The 18,110-nt window shown below is 65.0% G+C and carries 18 protein-coding genes; 7 read left to right on the top strand and 11 right to left on the bottom strand.

The window, feature by feature from the left end; translation table 11 throughout:
• Positions 1–111 precede the first annotated feature (111 nt).
• Both AC0L27_RS21745 and AC0L27_RS21740 read right to left on the bottom strand, forming a co-directional pair.
• Positions 112–918, bottom strand: a complete 807-nt coding sequence (locus AC0L27_RS21745) for an enoyl-CoA hydratase/isomerase family protein (protein WP_354210365.1) — start codon at positions 916–918, stop codon at positions 112–114.
• A gap of 32 nt (positions 919–950) precedes the next feature.
• Positions 951–1,709 (bottom strand): hypothetical protein, encoded by a 759-nt coding sequence (locus AC0L27_RS21740; protein ID WP_354210309.1) that lies wholly within the window; start codon positions 1,707–1,709, stop codon positions 951–953.
• Positions 1,710–1,771: 62 nt separating this feature from the next.
• Between AC0L27_RS21740 and nthA the strand changes: the two genes are divergently transcribed.
• The 3 genes from nthA to AC0L27_RS21725 are packed head-to-tail and all read left to right on the top strand — an operon-like array spanning position 1,772 to position 3,428.
• A complete protein-coding gene (gene nthA, locus AC0L27_RS21735; protein WP_354210310.1) occupies positions 1,772–2,398 on the top strand; it encodes a nitrile hydratase subunit alpha in 627 nt (208 codons plus the stop codon).
• The gene (nthB, locus tag AC0L27_RS21730) at positions 2,395–3,054 is read left to right on the top strand and encodes a nitrile hydratase subunit beta (protein WP_354210311.1); all 660 of its coding nucleotides are present in this window, start codon (positions 2,395–2,397) and stop codon (positions 3,052–3,054) included. The genes nthA and nthB overlap by 4 nt, the downstream gene beginning before the upstream one ends.
• Entirely contained in the window at positions 3,054–3,428 is a 375-nt protein-coding gene (locus tag AC0L27_RS21725) for a nitrile hydratase accessory protein (RefSeq protein ID WP_354210312.1), read from the top strand. Before nthB ends, AC0L27_RS21725 begins: the two co-directional genes overlap by 1 nt.
• Positions 3,429–3,547: 119 nt before the next feature.
• On the opposite strand, the gene queC is transcribed toward AC0L27_RS21725, so the two are convergent.
• Positions 3,548–4,261: a 7-cyano-7-deazaguanine synthase QueC gene (gene queC / locus AC0L27_RS21720; protein ID WP_354210313.1), complete on the bottom strand. Its 714-nt coding sequence runs from the start codon at positions 4,259–4,261 to the stop codon at positions 3,548–3,550.
• 139 nt (positions 4,262–4,400) lie between these two features.
• On the opposite strand from queC, the gene mazG reads away from it, so the two are divergent.
• Positions 4,401–5,261, top strand: a complete 861-nt coding sequence (mazG, locus tag AC0L27_RS21715) for a nucleoside triphosphate pyrophosphohydrolase (RefSeq protein WP_354210314.1) — start codon at positions 4,401–4,403, stop codon at positions 5,259–5,261.
• 191 nt (positions 5,262–5,452) lie between these two features.
• Here the strand turns inward: mazG and hflX are convergent, their stop codons facing one another.
• The 4 genes from hflX to AC0L27_RS21695 all read right to left on the bottom strand — a co-directional run bounded on the left by hflX (position 5,453) and on the right by AC0L27_RS21695 (position 11,115).
• Positions 5,453–6,835, bottom strand: a complete 1,383-nt coding sequence (hflX, locus tag AC0L27_RS21710; RefSeq protein WP_354210315.1) for a GTPase HflX — start codon at positions 6,833–6,835, stop codon at positions 5,453–5,455.
• Positions 6,836–6,846: 11 nt separating this feature from the next.
• Entirely contained in the window at positions 6,847–7,095 is a 249-nt protein-coding gene (gene hfq, locus AC0L27_RS21705) for an RNA chaperone Hfq (RefSeq protein WP_007591126.1), read from the bottom strand.
• A gap of 238 nt (positions 7,096–7,333) precedes the next feature.
• Positions 7,334–8,704, bottom strand: a complete 1,371-nt coding sequence (gene ntrX, locus AC0L27_RS21700; protein WP_007591127.1) for a nitrogen assimilation response regulator NtrX — start codon at positions 8,702–8,704, stop codon at positions 7,334–7,336.
• Positions 8,705–8,721: 17 nt separating this feature from the next.
• On the bottom strand, positions 8,722–11,115 hold the full coding sequence (locus AC0L27_RS21695; RefSeq protein ID WP_354210316.1) for a sensor histidine kinase: 2,394 nt from the start codon (positions 11,113–11,115) through the stop codon (positions 8,722–8,724).
• Positions 11,116–11,279: 164 nt separating this feature from the next.
• Here AC0L27_RS21695 and AC0L27_RS21690 point away from each other — a divergent pair, with 164 nt between their 5' ends.
• A complete protein-coding gene (locus tag AC0L27_RS21690; RefSeq protein WP_275172662.1) occupies positions 11,280–11,435 on the top strand; it encodes a hypothetical protein in 156 nt (51 codons plus the stop codon).
• A 169-nt stretch (positions 11,436–11,604) separates the two neighbouring features.
• Here AC0L27_RS21690 and ntrC read toward each other — a convergent pair whose 3' ends face one another.
• From ntrC to dusB, 3 genes are read right to left on the bottom strand one after another with little or no spacing between them, the layout of a single operon-like run.
• Entirely contained in the window at positions 11,605–13,047 is a 1,443-nt protein-coding gene (gene ntrC, locus AC0L27_RS21685) for a nitrogen regulation protein NR(I) (protein ID WP_007610301.1), read from the bottom strand.
• Between the two features lie 9 nt (positions 13,048–13,056).
• Complete coding sequence (locus AC0L27_RS21680; RefSeq protein WP_354059548.1) at positions 13,057–14,232, bottom strand: two-component system sensor histidine kinase NtrB; 1,176 nt, start codon at positions 14,230–14,232, stop codon at positions 13,057–13,059.
• Positions 14,229–15,230: a tRNA dihydrouridine synthase DusB gene (gene dusB, locus AC0L27_RS21675; protein WP_473320287.1), complete on the bottom strand. Its 1,002-nt coding sequence runs from the start codon at positions 15,228–15,230 to the stop codon at positions 14,229–14,231. Before dusB ends, AC0L27_RS21680 begins: the two co-directional genes overlap by 4 nt.
• Before the next feature lie 282 nt (positions 15,231–15,512).
• Between dusB and AC0L27_RS21670 the strand changes: the two genes are divergently transcribed.
• On the top strand, positions 15,513–16,694 hold the full coding sequence (locus tag AC0L27_RS21670) for a bifunctional 2-C-methyl-D-erythritol 4-phosphate cytidylyltransferase/2-C-methyl-D-erythritol 2,4-cyclodiphosphate synthase (protein WP_354210317.1): 1,182 nt from the start codon (positions 15,513–15,515) through the stop codon (positions 16,692–16,694).
• 3 nt (positions 16,695–16,697) lie between these two features.
• The gene (locus AC0L27_RS21665; RefSeq protein WP_354210318.1) at positions 16,698–17,306 is read left to right on the top strand and encodes a CinA family protein; all 609 of its coding nucleotides are present in this window, start codon (positions 16,698–16,700) and stop codon (positions 17,304–17,306) included.
• Between the two features lie 17 nt (positions 17,307–17,323).
• On the opposite strand, the gene AC0L27_RS21660 is transcribed toward AC0L27_RS21665, so the two are convergent.
• A complete protein-coding gene (locus tag AC0L27_RS21660) occupies positions 17,324–17,749 on the bottom strand; it encodes a GFA family protein (protein ID WP_354210319.1) in 426 nt (141 codons plus the stop codon).
• Positions 17,750–18,110 lie beyond the last annotated feature (361 nt).

The following is an 18,110-nucleotide window of genomic DNA, read 5'->3' as shown; positions in this document are numbered from 1 at the left end:
GCCCTCCCCCTCGATTGCCGTCATGTTCTACCGGCCCGTGACCGAACCGCTTTTGTCCCAGCGCGGCGTATACGTTTTGTCTGCGGCGCAATCAATGGACTGCGCCGGCTTCTACCGCCCTCTGAACTTCGGTTTGCGTCGCGTCAGGAACGCCTCGACGCCCTCCTTGTGGTCGTCGCTAAGGCTTGCCAGGGCGAACTGGTCGACGTCCATATGGCTGGCGAGATTATCCAGCGCATGCGCCAGCCGATTGACCGTGAGTTTCGTCATGGCGACGGAGAGCGGCGGCTGCGCTGCCACCTTGCGCGCGAGGTCCATCGCGGCATCGAACGCATGGCCGGGATCGACCACCTGCTCGACCAGGCCCCACTCGAAGGCCTCATCCGCGCTGATGCGCTGATCGGCCAGGATCACCGCCTGCTTGGTGCGAGCCGGGCCGATCAGGTGCAGCATGCGGGGAATGCTCTGCCAGCTCATGTTCATGCCGAGCCCGATCTCGGGCACGCGTAGATGGCCATCGCGTCCCATGACACGGAAGTCGAGGGCGACAGCCAGCGCCACGCCGCCGCCGACGCAAAAGCCCTCGATGGCGGCGATCGTGATCTGCTCCATCTCCTGCCAGGCGTGGGTCAGGCGCGGCCCGAGCTTGAGATGCCGCCGCAGCGTGCCGAGGTCCATGTCCTTGCGCGAGCGGCCTTCGGCATCCTTGAGGTCGAAGCCGGCACTGAACGCCTCCGCGCTGCCTGTCAGCACCACGACAGAGGTTGCGGCGTCATCCTCGAAACTGCGCGCGGCCGCGGTGAGCTGGCGCAGCGCCTCCGGCGACAGCGCGTTGATGCCGTCGCCGCGGTCGAACCGCACCACCGCAATCCGCCCCTCCGGCCCGAGGCCCTTCTCGATCTTCACATAGTCAGGCAACGCAATCTCCCTGGTCTTGGTCTTCTTGGTGCTCACAGATGCCCGGTACGTCGATGTTCGGGTTCGCTTCCATGGACCGGAAACCCGACCGTGGTCCCGATGGTGATCCAGTTGGCATTTTCGCCGGTGATGTTGCGGCCGTAGATCACATCGAGGGAGAATATCTCGTTCGGACGGTAGCGGACACCGGTCTGGAAACGCGGCTGCACGACGCTTGTGACCGCGGAGGCGCCGGCCTGGCCGTACGCCTCGATCGTCCATTGCAGGGTGTCGGTGAATTTCCAATCGAAGCCGACGCCGTAGGTCAGGTAATGGCGATCCACCGTGCGATCCCAGAGCCAGCCGCCGTTGACGTTGATGCGTGTGGTCTCCGACAGGCGGAAGGTCGCGGGGATGACGACAAAGGCGGACAGGGCATCGCCGGTCGACGCGTCGAATGATCCGCCGCCATAGGCCGACAATCCCCATCGGCCTATTCCGGTCGGGACGAAATTCGTCTTGGCTTTTGGAGCGAGCGTCGTGCTCCAGTCGCCATCGCTCCGGGCCCGGATGGTCTGCAGGCTCAGCTCGATCGGCCTGAAGGGATCGACGACACAGGAGGGATTGGCGACCGCCGAAAAATCCGTGTTGGAAGCCGTCGACAGCCAGCTTTCCACCTTGCAGGAGCCGACGTCGGAAATGTCGGCGGCATCGACCGCATAGGCGCCATTCGCGGCGCGCGCATCCTGCCCCGCGAATGCGCCAAGGGCCGCGATTGCGGCGGTTATTCCGGTTCTTGCAGCCCAGCCCATGGTGGGATGTTAGCAGAGTCTTCGCCTCGACAACGCCCGGATTCTGGGACTATCTTCGCCCCATGAGCGACCATCATCATCACCACGATCACGACCATTCCGAGCTGTCGGAGACCGAGCTGCGCGTGCGTGCGCTCGAGACGATTCTGACGGAAAAAGGTTATGTCGAGCCCGCCGCGCTCGACGCCATCATTCAGGCCTACGAGACCAAGATCGGCCCACATAACGGCGCCCGCGTGGTCGCCAAGGCCTGGACCGATCCGGCGTTCAAGCAGGCACTGCTGGAGGACGGCTCCAAGGCGATCGGCACGCTCGGCCATGTCAGCCGCGTCGGCGACCACCTCGTCGTGGTCGAGAACACGCCGCAGCGTCACAACATGGTCGTGTGCACGCTGTGCTCCTGCTATCCCTGGGAAATGCTGGGGCTGCCACCGGTCTGGTACAAGGCCGCGCCCTATCGCTCCCGCGCGGTGAAGGACCCGCGCGGCGTGCTCGCCGATTTCGACGTGCAGGTGCCCAAGGACGTTGAAATCCGGGTGTGGGATTCGACCGCCGAGACACGCTTTTTGGTGCTGCCGATGCGCCCCGCGGGGACTAAAGGCTGGAGCGAGGAGCAGCTCGCAGAACTCGTCACGCGCGATTCCATGATTGGCACCGGTTTCCCCAAGACGCCCGGAGCGCCATCATGAACGGCGTGCACGACATGGGCGGCATGGACGGGTTCGGCAAGGTCGAGCCCGAACCGAACGAGCCGGTGTTCCACGAGGAATGGGAGTCGCGTGTTCTCGCCATGGTGCGCGCGATGGGCGCGGCCGGCGCTTTCAACATCGACACCTCGCGCTTCTATCGCGAGACGATCCCGCCGCACGTCTATCTCTCAAGCTCCTACTACAAGAAATGGTTTCTTGGGCTCGAGGAGATGCTGATCGAGAAAGGGTATCTCACCCGGGAGGAAGTCGCCGCCGGCCACGCGATGCAGCCGGCCAAGGCGCTCAAGCACGGCAAGTTCGATCTCGGCCAGGTCGAACGCATCATGGTGCGCGGCAAGTTCGCCCGTCCTGCCCCGGCGCCGGCCAAATTCAAGATCGGCGACCGCGTGCGTGCGAAGAACATTCATCCCGCGACCCACACCCGCCTGCCGCGCTACGTGCGCGGTCATGTCGGCGTGGTCGAACTGAACCATGGCTGCCACGTGTTTCCGGATTCGGCGGCGATGGAGCTCGGCGAGAATCCGCAATGGCTCTACACTGTCGTGTTCGAGGGCCGCGATCTCTGGGGCGCGGACGGCGATCCGACCTCGAAAGTCTCGATCGATGCGTTCGAGCCCTATCTGGACGCGGCCTGATGAGCAGCACGGCTGCTGCCGCGACGGCGGCGATCCCGAGCATTCCGCGCGACGATGACGGTCCGGTGTTTCGCGCACCCTGGGAGGCGCACGCCTTCGCGATGGCGCTGACCCTGCACGAACGCGGCGTGTTCACCTGGCCCGAATGGGCGGCAGCCCTGGCCTCCGAGATCAAGCGCGCGCAGGCGGCCGGCGATCCTGACACGGGCGAGACCTACTATCTCCATTGGCTCGCCACGCTGGAGGGCCTCGTCGCAGGCAAGGGCGTTGCGTCTGCGGAGACGTTGCACCGCTACCGCGACGCCTGGGACCACGCGGCGGATCGCACCCCGCACGGCAAGCCGATCGAGCTGAAGGCGGAGGATTTTCGCTAAGCTGCCTCGACATATTCCGTCATTGCGAGCGTAGCGAAGCAATCCAGAATCCCTCCGCAGAGACAGTCTGGATTGCTTCGTCGCAAGAGCTCCTCGCAATGACGGCGGAGTGAGGCGTGTCACCGTCCCGCCACGTACTCCCGCCACCCTCTCGCCCGCAGGCTGCACGCCGGGCACTCGCCGCAGCCATATCCCCAATCATGCTGCGCGCCGCGTTCGCCGAGATAGCAGGTGTGGGACTGCTCGCGAATGAGATCGACCAGCCCGTCGCCGCCGAGGTCATGGGCGAGCTTCCACGTCGCCGCCTTGTCGATCCACATCAGCGGCGTATGCAGCTCGAATTTGCGGGCCATGCCGAGCGACAACGCGGCCTGCATGGCGCGGACGGTCTCGTCGCGGCAATCGGGGTAGCCGGAATAGTCGGTTTCGCACATGCCGCCGACGATGTGACTGATGCCGCGCCGGTAGGCCAGCGCCGCGGCGAATGTCAAGAACACCAGGTTGCGGCCGGGCACGAACGTGTTCGGCAGGCCGTCAGCGCCCATCGCAATCGCAACGTCGCGCGTCAGCGCCGTCTCGGACACCGCCGCCAGCGTCGGGATTGACAGCGTGTGGCTCTCGCCAAGCCTGGAAGCCCAATCCACGCGCAGGCCCTTGATGCCGTCGAACAGCCGGTCGCGGCAGGCCAGCTCGATGGCGTGGCGCTGGCCGTAATCGAATCCCAGCGTCTCCACGCGTGCAAAGCGGTTCAGCGCCCAGGCGAGGCAGGTGGTGGAATCCTGGCCGCCGGAAAACAGCACCAGCGCGGTTTCGGATGAAGATGCGTCATTCATGGCTTGCGCTTTAGCACTGCGCACACGGCTCGCCAATCTGGCCCGCCAACCGGTGGAAATCACCTTGTTCCGCCGCGCTGCGCTGGGAACGGGGGCCCGCTTTTGGCATAAGGCTTGGGAGCCAGGAGACTGCCCCGCAATGACCCCTTCCCGCGACATTTCCCGCCTGATCGAGATCATGGCGGCGCTGCGCACGCCGGTGACCGGCTGCCCCTGGGACCTCGAGCAGAATTTTGCGACCATCGCGCCCTATACGATCGAGGAAGCCTATGAGGTGGTCGAGGCCATCAGCCGCGGCGATCTCGACGACCTCTGCGAGGAGCTCGGCGACCTGCTGCTCCAGGTCGTCTTCCACGCCCAGATGGCCTCGGAGCAGAACGCGTTCGCGTTTGGAGATGTCGTCGAGGCCATCACCCGCAAGATGATCCGGCGCCATCCTCACGTTTTCGCCGACAAGGACGGCAAGCTCGCCTCCTCCCACGTCAAGGACGTCTGGGATCGCATCAAGGCCGAGGAGAAAGCCGAGCGCGCCGCGCGCCGGCCGCCCCAGGAAGCGCCGTCCCACAAATCGCTGCTGTCAGAGGTGAAGGCTGGCCAGCCCGCCCTGACGCGCGCCATGGAGCTGCAGCGCAAGGCCTCCACCGTCGGCTTCGACTGGAACGATCCGCGCGCGGTGCTGGCAAAAATCCGCGAGGAAGCCGACGAGATCGAGGCCGCACTTGATCGCAACGACGGCGAGGGCCTGGCGGAAGAGACCGGCGACCTGATGTTCGCGCTGGTCAACCTCGCCCGTCATGTCGATGCCGATCCGGAAGCCGCGCTGCGTGCGACCAACGCAAAGTTCGAGCGGCGGTTTGGGTTCATCGAGCGGGCGCTGGAAGCACAGGGCCGCACGCTGGAGCAGGCGTCGCTCGCGGAGATGGACGCGTTGTGGAACGAGGCGAAGGGTGAGGAGCAAAAGGCTCCAGCGGCGGAGAGAAGCAACCAAGCCCGCTCCTAGCTCAAGCGTCGTCCTGGCGAAAGCCAGGACCCATTACCCCGAATGGACATTGCAGGAGCCGGCTGGAGCTACCAGCGTGCCAATTCCAACCGCTTGTGGTTATGGGTCCCGGATCTGCGCTTACGCTTGTCCGGGACGACAGCGTTGCTTGAGGCAGCAATTGGCTCAACTCACTGGCTGGGCGACGGCGTCTACGCGGACAGTCGCGGCACGGCATCGAACCTGGACACCACGATATCCCGCTTGGTCTCATCCACCCGTACTGTCATGGCGAAGCGGCCGTCGTGCAGCTCTTTCGCCAGCACTTCGGCATTCCGGTGCAGCCAGCTGATGCCGGCGCCGTCGGAGGCATCGATGGAGAGGTCGAGCGTGATGCGCTTGGCGGCCAAGCGCTCCTCGATCGCGGCGAGCAGTGCGTCGACCCCCTCGCCCGACACGGCCGAGACAAGCATCGCGGGATGATCTTCGGGGCGGCGCGCGGCGATGTTCAAAAGTTCTTCGCGCTGTTCGGGACCATAACGGTCGATCTTGTTCCAGACTTCGATGATGCGGCCTGAGTCATCGGGATTGATGCCGAGCTGGCGCAGCACGGCGTCGACGTCGCTCTGCTGCGCTTCGGCGTCGTCGTGCGAGATGTCGCGCACATGGAGAATGACGTCGGCTTCCAGCACCTCCTCCAGCGTGGCGCGGAAGGCGGCGACGAGCTGTGTCGGCAGGTTGGAGATGAAGCCGACGGTGTCCGACAGCATCGCCTTGCCGCCATGCGGCAGAGTGAGCGCGCGCAGGGTCGGATCCAGCGTGGCGAACAGCATGTCGGCGGCCTGCACGTCGGCGCGGGTCAGGCGGTTGAACAGCGTCGACTTGCCGGCATTGGTGTAGCCGACCAGCGCTACGACGCGATACGGCACGCGCTGGCGGCCTGCGCGATGCAGGCGGCGTGTGGCCTGCACTTTCTTCAGTTCGCCCTCGAGCTTGGAGATGCGCTCCTGGATCAGGCGGCGGTCGGCTTCGATCTGCGTCTCGCCGGGGCCGCCCATGAATCCAAAGCCGCCGCGCTGGCGTTCGAGATGGGTCCATGAGCGCACCAGGCGCGAACGTTGATAATTGAGATGCGCGAGCTCGACCTGGAGCGAGCCTTCCTTGGTCTTGGCGCGACGTCCGAAGATTTCCAGGATGAGCCCGGTGCGGTCGAGCACCTTGGCCTGCAACTCCTTCTCGAGATTGCGCTGCTGGATCGGCGCAAGCGCGCAATCCATCACCACGAGCTCGACGTCGAGGCTCTTGGCGAGCGCGGCGATCTCTTCGACCTTACCCTTGCCGATATAGGTCGCGGGACGGATCTGGCTGATCGGCGTGATGATGGCGTCGGCAACGACGAGATCGATCGCGCGCGCGAGGCCGGCGGCTTCGTCGAGCCGGGCCTCCGCGTCACGCAGGACATGAGTTTCCGATTGCGCGTCGGCACCGCCTGCGCGCACCCGCAAATAGGGACCGATGACAAGCACCCGCCCCGTCTGCTTATCCCTTGCCGACCGCGGACGGTCGGCATCCCCGTCGAAATTCCGGGGTTCCAATCAGATCACTCTCAAGCCGGCTGATCCTCGCCGCCTTCGAACAGCTGGATCGGAGCGCCCGGCATGATGGTCGAGATCGCATGCTTGTAGACGAGCTGCGAGTGACCGTCGCGCCGAAGCAGCAAACAGAAATTGTCGAACCAGGTCACGATGCCCTGGAGCTTCACTCCGTTGACCAGAAAGATCGTCAGTGGCGTTTTGGTTTTGCGAACGTGATTTAGGAAGGTGTCCTGCAGGTTTTGTGCGCGGTCTGCCGCCATTGTTTTTTTCTCGCTTTGAGTTTCTTTTTATTGCGCCGGTTGCGGCCCTCTTTTGAAAATTCGGGGTCCTCGTCCGGTTGCCGTCCCTCATGAGATCCCCCTCGGAGGGACAGCGGTTCAATTAGAGGACAGGTGGGCTTATTAGGCAAGCCGCTTCACGCGGCAGGCCATGCCGTATTGCCCCGAAAAACTACGGAAATCGATGATTTTCCTCACCTATCCCCGCGACGTCGCGGCCTTAGCCGACGCCCAGCGCCTTCAATTTCCGATGCAACGCCGACCGTTCCATGCCAACAAACTCGGCCGTGCGAGAAATATTTCCTGAAAAGCGGCTGATCTGTGCAATCAAATAGTCGCGCTCGAACACTTCGCGCGCTTCGCGCAGCGGCAGGCCCATGATGTGCTCGCCATTGTTGCTGGTCGGCATCGCCGGCACCATGGAGCCAACGTCCTGCGGCAACATGTCGGCAGTGATGATGACCTCCGGCCCGCCCGCGGCCAGAATCATGACTCTCTCAACGTTGTTACGGAGCTGGCGCACATTGCCCGGCCAGACATGCGACTGCAGCACCGCCATCGCGTCCTGCCCGATCTGCCGCTTGGGCAGGCCGCTGCCCGCCGAGATCTGCTCCATGAAGTAGTCGATCAATTCCGGAATGTCCTCACGCCGCTCCGACAGCGCGGGTACACGGATCGGCACCACCGAGAGCCGGTGATAGAGGTCCTCGCGGAAATGGCCGGCCGCGATCTCCTCTTCCAGGTTGCGCGCGGTGGAGGAGATGATGCGCACGTCGACCTGCACCTTGCCGTTGCCGCCGACGCGCTGGAACGACTGCTCGACCAGCACGCGCAAGATCTTGTTCTGGGTCTCGCGCGGCATGTCCGCGATCTCGTCGATGAACAACGTGCCGCCATGGGCCTCTTCGAGCGCGCCGGGCTTGCGCGCGTGCTCGCCGTTGGATTGCTCGATGCCGAACAGCTCGTGCTCCATCCGCTCGGGCGTGATCGCAGCGGCGTTGATGACGACGAAGGGGCCGTCGGCGCGGCCCGAGGCTGTGTGCAACGTGCGGGCGGTCAGTTCCTTGCCGGCGCCTGCGGGGCCGACGATCAGGATGCGGCTGTTGGCCTTGGCCGCACGCTCGATGGTCTGGCGCAGCTGGTTCATGCTGGGCGAGCGGCCGACCAGCGAGCTTGCGCTCGGCGCGAGCTGCTTCAGCTCCTTGACCTCGCGCTTGAGCCGCGAGTTCTCCAATGCACGGTTCGCGACCAGGATCAGCCGGTCGGTCTTGAACGGCTTCTCAATGAAGTCGTAGGCGCCACGCTTGATCGCGGCGACCGCGGTCTCGATGTTGCCGTGGCCGGAGATCATCACGACCGGCAGATCTGGGTTGTCCTTCTTGACCTGCTCCAAGAGCTGCAAGCCGTCGAGCTTGGAGCCCTGCAGCCAGATGTCCAGGAACACCAGATGCGGCCTGCGGTTGGCGATCTCAGCGAGCGCCGTATCGCTGTCGCGCGCGGTCCGGGTCACGAAGCCCTCGTCTTCGAGGATGCCCGCAACGAGATCCCGAATATCGGCCTCATCATCGACAATCAGAATTTCACTTGCCATGGGTCGCGCCTGTTTTCTCAGCTGCCTGTTGAGGCTTCGATCTTCGTTGAATCATTGGTCTTTTCAGCCGGCTCTTTGGTTTCGGCGGCCGCCTGCTTTGTTTCCGGATCCTTGACGGATTGTGTGGCCGTTTCGCCGATTTCCGGCCTGGCCGTTGCCGCGGCCGACGGTTCGGCCCCCTCGCTTTTCGCGGGAGCCCCGGAGATCGCAAAACGCATCCGCATCCAGGCGCCACGCTGGCCCTCGCGGAAGTCCGAGGCATCCTTCAGTTCGATGCGCCCGCCATGGTCTTCCAGCACGCGACCGACGATCGCGAGCCCAAGGCCGGTGCCCTTGGCGCGTGTCGTCACATAGGGCTCGAGAAGGCGCGAGCGCGCCACCTTGGGCAGGCCGATGCCGTTGTCGACGACGTCGATCAGCACGTCCTCGCCCTCGCGCGAGACCACGACGTCGATCCGGCCCTTGCCGAGCTCCTCGAGGGGGACCTGCTCGATCGCCTCGGTGGCGTTCTTGACGATGTTGGTGACGGCCTGCGAGATCAGCCGCCGGTCGAACTGGGCGCGCAGCGGGTCTTCCCTAAACTCGGCCTCGATATCGATCTCGGGGTGAGCGACCTTCATCAGGAACACCGCCTGCCGCACTGTGTCGGCGACGTCCTCACCTTCCATCACCGGCTTCGGCATCCGCGCAAAGCGGGAGAACTCGTCGACCATGCGGCGGATATCGTCGACCTGGCGGACGATGGTGTCGGTGCACTGTTCGAAGATCTGCTTGTCCTTGCCCTCGGTAATGTCCTTGCCGAATTTGCGGCGAATACGCTCGGCGGAGAGCTGGATCGGGGTCAGCGGGTTCTTGATCTCATGCGCGATGCGGCGCGCGACGTCGCCCCAGGCCGAGGTGCGTTGCGCCGAGACCAGTTCGGTGATGTCGTCGAGCGTGATGATGTAGCTGTCGTGCGGCTGGCTGGTCTTCTCGGCGCTGACGCGGACCGACAGATTGCGTTCCTGCCCATCACGCGTGATCGTGATCTGCCCCTGCACCAGGCGCTGGGTCCCTTCCCGCGCTGTCTTCATCATCTCTTCGAGCTCGGGCAGCACATCGGAGAGCGGATGGCCGAGCGTCTCGGCTTCGGAGTGCCCGATCAGCTTTTCGGCGGAACGGTTGAGAATGCCGACGCTGCCTGAATTATCCACGCCGATGATGCCGGCGCTCGCGGACGACAGCACCGCCTCGATGAAGCGGCGGCGGCTGTCGATGAGGTCGCTGGCGTTGACGAGCTCGTCACGCTGGCTGCGCAACTCCTCCGTCATCTTGTTGAAGGTTTCACCCAGCTGGGCGAGGTCGCCTTCCGACTGGTGCACCGGCACTTTCACATGGAGATCGCCGGTCGAGACCGTCTGGGCCGCATTCATTAGCCGCCGGATCGGCGAGACCAGCGAGTTGGCGAAGTTGAGGCCGATCAGTACCGACGCCATCAGGATGGTCAGCGCGATCACCGCGAACATTAGCGCGAACGCGACCTGGATGCCGAGCCGGCGCGACTCGATCTGGGCATATTCGGCGACGCTGACCTCGGTCTGCTTGAGCTGCTGGACCACGTTGGGATCGAGCGGCCGCGCGACATACAGGAAGGTGTCGCTGAAGGCGCGCAAGCGGACCACCGCGGCGACGAAGCTCGCATCGGGCAGCACCGCGATCTCGGGCTCGGCTTCGTTGACGTTGCTGAGGAAGTCCGGCGCCGGCGGCGAATAGGCCAGCCGCATGCCGGTGTCGGCGGATTCGAGAATGTTGGTGTTCTTGTCGATGATCATCGCGCCCGGCAGGTTGCGGGAGGCGGCGCTGGACGTCAGCAATTCGCGAAAAGAGCGGCGATCCTGGTCGTAGAGCGGCCGCGCGTGGGCGATGTCGTTGGCCATGCCGAGAATGTCGCCCCGGATCAGCTGCGCGTGGTCCTGCATGTAGGCCCGCGCAATCGTCAGCGAATTCTGGATCACCTCCTTGGTCGGGCCGGAGAACAGGCGGTCGAGGCCGCGCTCGATGGTGACGTTGGCGACGACGGCGACCAGCACCGCCGGCAGCACCGCCACGATCGAGAACAGGCTGACGATCTGGACATGGAGGCGCGCCGCCGCCCTGCCCCGCCGGCGCGCCAGGATCAACTGCCAGAGCTCGCGGATGATGATGCCGACCAGCAGCAGGATGGTGGCTGCGTTGCTCAGATAGAACGAACGGACAACTTGCGGCGTCAGTTCGATGCTGGTGAGGCCGGTCAGGACCAGGAAGGTGAGCAAGGCCGACAGCAGGGCCAGGGCCACGGCGAACGGCGCCAGCCAGCGTCGCGCCGACCAACGCCGGGGCTCTTCTGCTGGGGCCGTGTCAAAGGATGCGGCCGAGGTGTCTGCGCTGGTCATTCCGGCAATGGGTGCTGAAAACGGGGTCCGCGGCGGGCGGATACTGATGTATTCGTACCACATTGTTGCCGAATTGCGACAATTCCGCGGCGCCTCCGCCGCGACCGACCCGCGCATCCACAGCGATATGCCGGAGGACGGGAACGGATTTCGGCCCCGGCGGCTTGACCACCATGCACAAATTCTTTCTCGCAATGATGGTGTCGGCCGTGCTGCTGCTGATCGTGGCGGCGGATCTGCTGGTCAATGGTCTCGGGGTGCACGAGCCCAATGCGAACGTCGCCAGCGCGATACAGGTAGCAGGCCGATTTGTCAGATAGGTGTGAGGCCGCGTCCCGCGGCTGAAATCACCATTTGAATGTTCCGGCGGAACATTTCGGTCCGATCGGGACTTCTGCTCACCGCGTCAGCCACAACGGCCAGCGCGATCCGGACAGGCTCAGCTCCGCTTGGTAGGGGGAGCTGAGCCACCGTCCGTTGCGGCGAAGGCTAGCCCCCGCTCCGATACACCTGGATATCGAGATCCCGGATCTTCTTCCGCAGCGTGTTGCGGTTGAGGCCGAGCAGATCGGCCGCGCGGATCTGGTTGCCGCGGGTGGCGGCAAGCGCGGCCGTGAGCAGCGGCACCTCGATCTCCTTCAGGATGCGGTGATAGAGGCCCGGCGGCGGCACGCCGTTCGGGAAGCCCTGGAAGTGCGAGGAGAGATACGCTTCCACGGCGCCGCCGAGATTGTCGACGCCATGCTGGACTGCGGCACCCGGGCTGACCGTGGGTGGCGCCAGCTCGCCGTCGATGACGGAGCCGGTGATCACGTCCTGCGGATAGAGCGCCGCGAGGCGGCGGGCGAGGTTCTCGAGCTCGCGCACGTTGCCCGGCCAGCGGTGCTGCTTCATCCGCTCCAGCGCCAGCGTGTCGAGCTTTTTCGGCGGCAGTCCGTCCTTCTCGGCGAGCGCGAAGAAATGACGGATCAGATCGGGCAGATCCTCGATGCGCTCGCGCAAGGGCGGCAGCCGCAGCGGCACCACGTTGAGGCGGAAGAACAGATCTTCGCGGAACAGGCCCTGCTGGATCAGGACGCGCAGATCCTTGTTGGAGGCCGCGACGATGCGCACGTCGGTCTTGATCGGGGTGCGGCCGCCGACCGTGGTGTATTCGCCCTGCTGAAGCACGCGCAGCAGGCGGGTCTGGGCCTCCATCGGCATGTCGCCGATCTCGTCCAGGAACAGCGTGCCGCCCTCGGCCTGCTCGAACCGGCCGGAGGCGCGGGTGTTGGCGCCGGTAAAGGCGCCGCGCTCATGGCCGAACAGTTCCGACTCGATCAGGTCGCGCGGGATCGCCGCCATGTTGACCGCGACGAACGGGCCGTTGCGGCGCTTGCCGTAGTCGTGCAACGCGCGCGCCACCAGCTCCTTGCCTGTACCGGACTCGCCCGTGATCATCACGGTGAGGTCGGTCTGCATCAACCGCGCCAGCACGCGATAGATTTCCTGCATCGCCGGCGAGCGGCCGACCAGCGGGATCGCCTCCATCTCGGCGTCCTCGTTCGGCGTCGAGACCCGCTCCTTCGGCTCGGCCAACGCGCGGCCGACGATGGCGATCAGCTCCTTCAGGTCGAAGGGCTTCGGCAGATATTCATAGGCGCCGCGCTCGGAGGCGCGGATCGCCGTCATGAAGGTGTTTTGCGCGCTCATGACGATGACGGGCAAATTCGGCCGCATCTTCTTGATCCGCGGCAACAGGTCGAACGCGTTCTCGTCGGGCATCACCACGTCGGTGATGACGAGATCGCCCTCCCCCTGGCTGACCCAGCGCCACAGCGTCGCGGCATTGCCGGTCAGCCGCACTTCGTAGCCGGCGCGGGATAGTGCCTGGTTCAGAACCGTGCGGATGGCGGTGTCGTCATCAGCAACGAGAATGCTACCTGCGGGCATCGTTAATCCTCATTTTGCCCCCTGTGACGCAGACGACGACTTCCCGGCAGAGCCGTCGCGACTGCTTTGATCGGCATGTTTCACCGATGTGGAATACATCGGCATCAGCACGCGGAAGGTGGTCTTCCGCGGCTGAGATTCGCATTCGATGATGCCCCCGTGATCCCCGATGATCTTTGCGACCAACGCGAGGCCCAGACCCGAGCCGGTCTGCTTGGTGGTGACGAAGGGATCGAACAGGTTGGGTAGAAGATCGTCCGGCACGCCTGGTCCGTTGTCCTTCACGCAGAATTCGAGCGGCAGGGATACACGGGATTTTTGACCGGGGACTGACAGGCGCACGCCGGGGCGGAACGCGGTGGTGAGCTGGATTTCGCCGTCGGGAACGTCGATCAGCGCTTCGGCGGCGTTCTTCACGAGATTGAGGAACACCTGGATGAGCTGGTCCTGGTTCGCCAGCACCGGCGGCAGCGAGGGATCGTAGTCCTCGACGAAGCGGATGTTGCGGGCAAAGCCGGACTGCGCCAGCCGTTTGACGTGATCGAGCACCGAATGGATGTTGACGGGGCCGCGCACCACGGGGCGCTCGTCGCCGAACACCTCCATGCGGTCGACCAGCGTCACGATGCGGTCGGCCTCGTCGCAGATCAGCCGCGTCAGCATGCGGTCTTCCGAGGAGGCCTGCTGCTCCAGGAGCTGCGCCGCGCCGCGGATGCCGGAGAGCGGGTTCTTGATCTCATGCGCCAGCATCGCGGCGAGCGCGATCACGGAGCGCGCGGCGCTGCGATGGGTGAGCTGGCGGTCCATCTTGTCGGCGATGGAGCGCTCTTGCAGCATCACCACGATATGGCCGGGCCGTTCCGTGACGGGGGCAACGTGCAGATCGACCTGGCGGTCTCCGCCCATGCGTGGCGTGCCCAGATCGACCTTGTACTCGTTGACCGGCGCGTTCGACGAACGCACCTGGTCGATCAGCGCCAGCAACGGGCTGCCGAACGGCACCAGCTCTTTCAGCGACTGCCGCTTCAAAAACTGCGTCGAGATATCGAAGAAGGCCTCGGTTGCGATGTTGGCGGCGACGATCTTGCCGTCCGGCCCGATCATGAGCATGGGATTGGGCAGTGCGTCCAGGATGGCATCGCTGTCGGACGGAAACGGCCGACGATGTTCAGCAACTGAGCTCATGCAGCGGCGCTCCATGCGAAGTCGTCGAAGGCATCTTGCAGTGACCGGTGGACAAGGCGCGGATCCTCCGAGGTGAGGATTTTCTGGCGCCAGGATTTCAGCTTCTCGGCCGGCGCACGGCTCACATCGGCGGCGACGTCGAGGGCCCAGCCCAGATGTTTTCGCGCGTGCCGCAGTCCGACGCGCAGGCCGTAGAGCGCGCAGACGCCTTCATAAAGCGTGCGAACATAATGCAGCTGCGTCTCGAGCGACGGCGTGGCTTCCGCCGCCCCACCCTTGAGGCGGCGGCCGATCTCACCGGGCAGCCAGGGCTGGCCCTGCGCGCCGCGGCCGATCATCACCGCGTCCGCACCGGAGGCCTCTAACGCCGCGAGCGCCTTCTCGTAAGTTGTGATATCGCCATTGACGACGAGCGGAATGGTGATGGCCTCGCGCACGGCGCGGATCGCATCCCAATCGGCCTCGCCCTTGTAGAACTGGCAGCGGGTGCGGCCGTGCACGGTGACGAGCTTGATGCCTGATGCCTGCGCGCGCCGCGCCAGTTCCGGCGCGTTGCGGGTACGATCGTCCCAGCCGAGCCGCATCTTCAGCGTCACCGGCACCTTCACCGCCGCGATCGTCGCTTCGATCAAGCTGACGGCGTGGTCGAGGTCGCGCATCAAGGCGGAACCGGACTGGCCGCCGGTGACGTGACGGGCCGGACAGCCCATGTTGATGTCGATGATGTCGGCGCCGTCGGCTTCGGCGATCCGGGCGCCCTCCGCCATCCAATGCGCCTCGCAACCGGCGAGCTGGACCACGTGCGGACCGATCCCGGTGGCTTCGCAGCGCAACCGGGACATCCGATGGCCGCTGGCGAGTTCGTCGCTGGCCGTCATTTCGGAGACGACGAGACCGGCGCCCAACTCCGCGGCCAGCCGGCGGACGGGCGAGTCAGTCACCCCCGACATCGGCGCCAGGAAGACCGGGGTGGCGACGTCAATATCGCCTATCTTCAATGGCTTAAAGCCTGATACTGCCGAGCCGGTCACAGGGGTCTCGTTACGTTGGCAGCGCCTCATCGCGCCTGCCATGACCTATCTTGCGCACAATTCTTGTGCAGTCAAGCGTCATGCCTACAGTTTAGACAGTTCTGCCAATCTTTCAAGTGCAGTGCAGCAAAATGCTGTTTCCCACAATCCGGGGAAACCCCCTTTTTTTGCGGGCCTGCCGTGCTAGAGGCATGCGGCAATCACCCCACACCCCGACTCTCTTCATCACCAAATGAGTATTTGAGTCCTATGGCGAAATCACAGCGCACCGCAGTCGTCCTCGTTGCGGCCGGACGCGGCCTGCGCGCAGGCGCCGGTGGCCCCAAGCAATATCGCGAGATCGGCGGCGTGCCGGTGATCTATCGCGCCATGGAGGCCTTCAGCCGTCATGCGGACGTGTTCGCGGTTCAGCCGGTCGTGAACCCCGACGACAGCGCCATGTTCACGGCAGCGGTCGCAGGGCTCAGCCACGAGGCGCCGGTCAGTGGCGGCGCGACCCGACAGGCCTCGGTGCTAGCGGGTCTCGAAGCGCTCGCCAGGCACAAGCCCGACATCGTCCTGATCCACGACGCCGCGCGCCCGTTCGTTTCCGAAGGCGTGATCACCCGCGCGATCGATGCGGCCAGCCGCACCGGCGCCGCGATTCCCGTTGTTCCCGTCACCGACACCATCAAGGTCACCGGCGAGAACGGCAATGTCGAGGACACGCCGGATCGGGCGCGGCTGCGAATCGCACAGACGCCGCAATCCTTTCGTTTCGACGTCATCCTCGAAGCGCATCGTCGCGCCGCCAAGGACGGGCGCAGCGATTTCACCGACGATGCCGCGATTGCCGAATGGGCGGGATTGACGGTTGCAACCTTTGAAGGCGATGTTGCCAATATGAAGCTCACCACTCCCGATGATTTTGTGCGCGAGGAAGCGCGGCTGGCGAGCCTGCTCGGCGACATCAGGACCGGCACGGGATACGACGTGCACGCCTTCGGCGAAGGCGACCATCTCATGATCTGCGGCGTGCGCGTGCCGCACACCAAGGGCTTCCTGGCCCATTCCGACGGCGATGTCGGCCTGCATGCGCTGGTCGACGCCATCCTCGGCGCGCTCGCCGACGGCGACATCGGATCGCACTTTCCGCCGAGTGACGCGAAGTGGAAGGGCGCTTCCTCCGACCAGTTTTTGCAATACGCCATCGAGCGCGTCACCCAGCGCGGCGGCCGCATCGCCAATCTCGAGGTCACCATGATCTGCGAGCGGCCAAAGATCGGTCCCTTGCGCGACACCATGCGCGCGCGCATCGCCGAGATTTCCGGCGTCGACATCTCCCGCGTAGCGGTCAAGGCGACCACCAGCGAGCGGCTCGGGTTCACCGGCCGCGAGGAAGGCGTCGCGGCCACCGCGAGCGCCACCATCCGCCTGCCCTGGAGTGTCTAGGCCATGGCCGGCAGCGACGCACGCGCACTCTCCCGCTCGCTGCTCGATTTGTGCCGGATGCGCAAGCTGACGATCGCGACCGCCGAATCCTGCACCGGCGGCCTGGTTGCCGGCGCGCTGACCGACATCCCCGGTTCGTCCGACGTCATCGATCGCGGCTTCGTCACCTATTCCAACGACGCCAAGCGCGCGATGTTAGGGGTCGAGGCAAACACGCTCACCAACTTCGGCGCCGTCAGCAAGGAGACCGCGACCGCGATGGCGGTCGGCGCGCTGGAGCGTGCCGGCGTTGATCTTGCGGTCGCCATCACCGGCATTGCCGGACCCGGCGGCGCCACGCCGGGCAAGCCGGTGGGCCTCGTCCACTTCGCTGCCGCCGCGCGCGACGGACGTATCGTTCACCGCGAGCATCGCTTTGGCGCCATCGGCCGCACCGCCGTGCGTCAGCGCTCTGTGGTCGAGGCGCTGCGCATGCTGATGGATCTCGCCCGCGGCCCAGTCCAGGCCAAGCCGCGCCGTGAAGCCGCCGTAACCCGCCTGCGCCCCCGCGTGACACGCTCGCCGCGCCGGCATGCCGTCAAGCGCAGGACTCCGCGGTCGCCGCGCGGCTGAGCTAGGCAACCCCGCCTTCAGTCAGCCGGAATGAAGCGGAGCGTGCCGGCCCGCCGCGTCGGCTGACCAGTGTCGTTGGTGTGATTGATGCCATCCATGACCGGCACCTCGGTGAAATCGAATGGGCTCACCCCGTCCAGGCAGGCGACGTTGACGGCATAGAGAGATTGGTCGGATCGTCGCTGATGGTGCGTGTAGATTCCGCAGCGGGAGCAGAAGAAGTGCTGCGCTGATGCGGTATGGAAGCGGTAGCTTGTGAGCACATCCTCGCCCTGGAGGAACTTGATGCCGCCCATCTCCGCCATGACGACGACGGCGCCGCGCATGCGGCAGTAGGAGCAGGTGCAGCGGCGGATCGAATTGAAGCCGTCGCTGAGCGTGGCCTCGAAACGCACGGTGCCGCAATGGCACTGGCCAGCCCGAACGTTCGTGTCGCCCAACATCACGCCCAAGTCTCCTGTTTAGACTCTCCTGTTCGGATCGCTTCTACGATATCCCGCGCAGGATCACCAAGCCCTCATCACGCCGCCGCGAGTCCCGTAGCCCGGATGGAGCGAAGCGCAATCCGGGATTCTTCCGCGGAGACAGGGGCCGGGATTACGCTTCGCTCCATCCGGGCTACAAGACCTTGCGTCGCCTGTCGAGCAAAACACCCAAACGACGGGTCAATCCGCTCGCGCGAAAATATTCGCCTTTACAGAAATTCTGATTTCTCGCATCTTGTCGCCACCTCACCCCGGTCAGAGGGGCGTATCGCGATCGTCACGAAACGTGGGGTGAGCTGCGGTGGACGCGGGCAGCATC

This window comes from Bradyrhizobium sp. Ken51 (genome assembly GCF_055807435.1).
Note: the sequence above shows the minus strand (reverse complement) of the source record. Positions and strands in the feature narration are given on the sequence as shown.

What these genes read in the sequence shown, in the direction of transcription:
- AC0L27_RS21665 (WP_354210318.1), top strand. Translation starts at nt 16,698, where the DNA reads ATGGCCGGCAGCGACGCACGCGCACTCTCCCGCTCGCTGCTCGATTTG.
- mazG (WP_354210314.1), top strand. Translation starts at nt 4,401, where the DNA reads ATGACCCCTTCCCGCGACATTTCCCGCCTGATCGAGATCATGGCGGCG.
- nthB (WP_354210311.1), top strand. Translation starts at nt 2,395, where the DNA reads ATGAACGGCGTGCACGACATGGGCGGCATGGACGGGTTCGGCAAGGTC.
- hfq (WP_007591126.1), bottom strand. Translation starts at nt 7,095, where the DNA reads ATGGCGGCAGACCGCGCACAAAACCTGCAGGACACCTTCCTAAATCAC.
- ntrC (WP_007610301.1), bottom strand. Translation starts at nt 13,047, where the DNA reads ATGCCCGCAGGTAGCATTCTCGTTGCTGATGACGACACCGCCATCCGC.
- queC (WP_354210313.1), bottom strand. Translation starts at nt 4,261, where the DNA reads ATGAATGACGCATCTTCATCCGAAACCGCGCTGGTGCTGTTTTCCGGC.
- nthA (WP_354210310.1), top strand. Translation starts at nt 1,772, where the DNA reads ATGAGCGACCATCATCATCACCACGATCACGACCATTCCGAGCTGTCG.
- AC0L27_RS21725 (WP_354210312.1), top strand. Translation starts at nt 3,054, where the DNA reads ATGAGCAGCACGGCTGCTGCCGCGACGGCGGCGATCCCGAGCATTCCG.
- AC0L27_RS21660 (WP_354210319.1), bottom strand. Translation starts at nt 17,749, where the DNA reads ATGTTGGGCGACACGAACGTTCGGGCTGGCCAGTGCCATTGCGGCACC.
- AC0L27_RS21670 (WP_354210317.1), top strand. Translation starts at nt 15,513, where the DNA reads ATGGCGAAATCACAGCGCACCGCAGTCGTCCTCGTTGCGGCCGGACGC.
- AC0L27_RS21680 (WP_354059548.1), bottom strand. Translation starts at nt 14,232, where the DNA reads ATGAGCTCAGTTGCTGAACATCGTCGGCCGTTTCCGTCCGACAGCGAT.
- ntrX (WP_007591127.1), bottom strand. Translation starts at nt 8,704, where the DNA reads ATGGCAAGTGAAATTCTGATTGTCGATGATGAGGCCGATATTCGGGAT.
- AC0L27_RS21740 (WP_354210309.1), bottom strand. Translation starts at nt 1,709, where the DNA reads ATGGGCTGGGCTGCAAGAACCGGAATAACCGCCGCAATCGCGGCCCTT.
- AC0L27_RS21695 (WP_354210316.1), bottom strand. Translation starts at nt 11,115, where the DNA reads ATGACCAGCGCAGACACCTCGGCCGCATCCTTTGACACGGCCCCAGCA.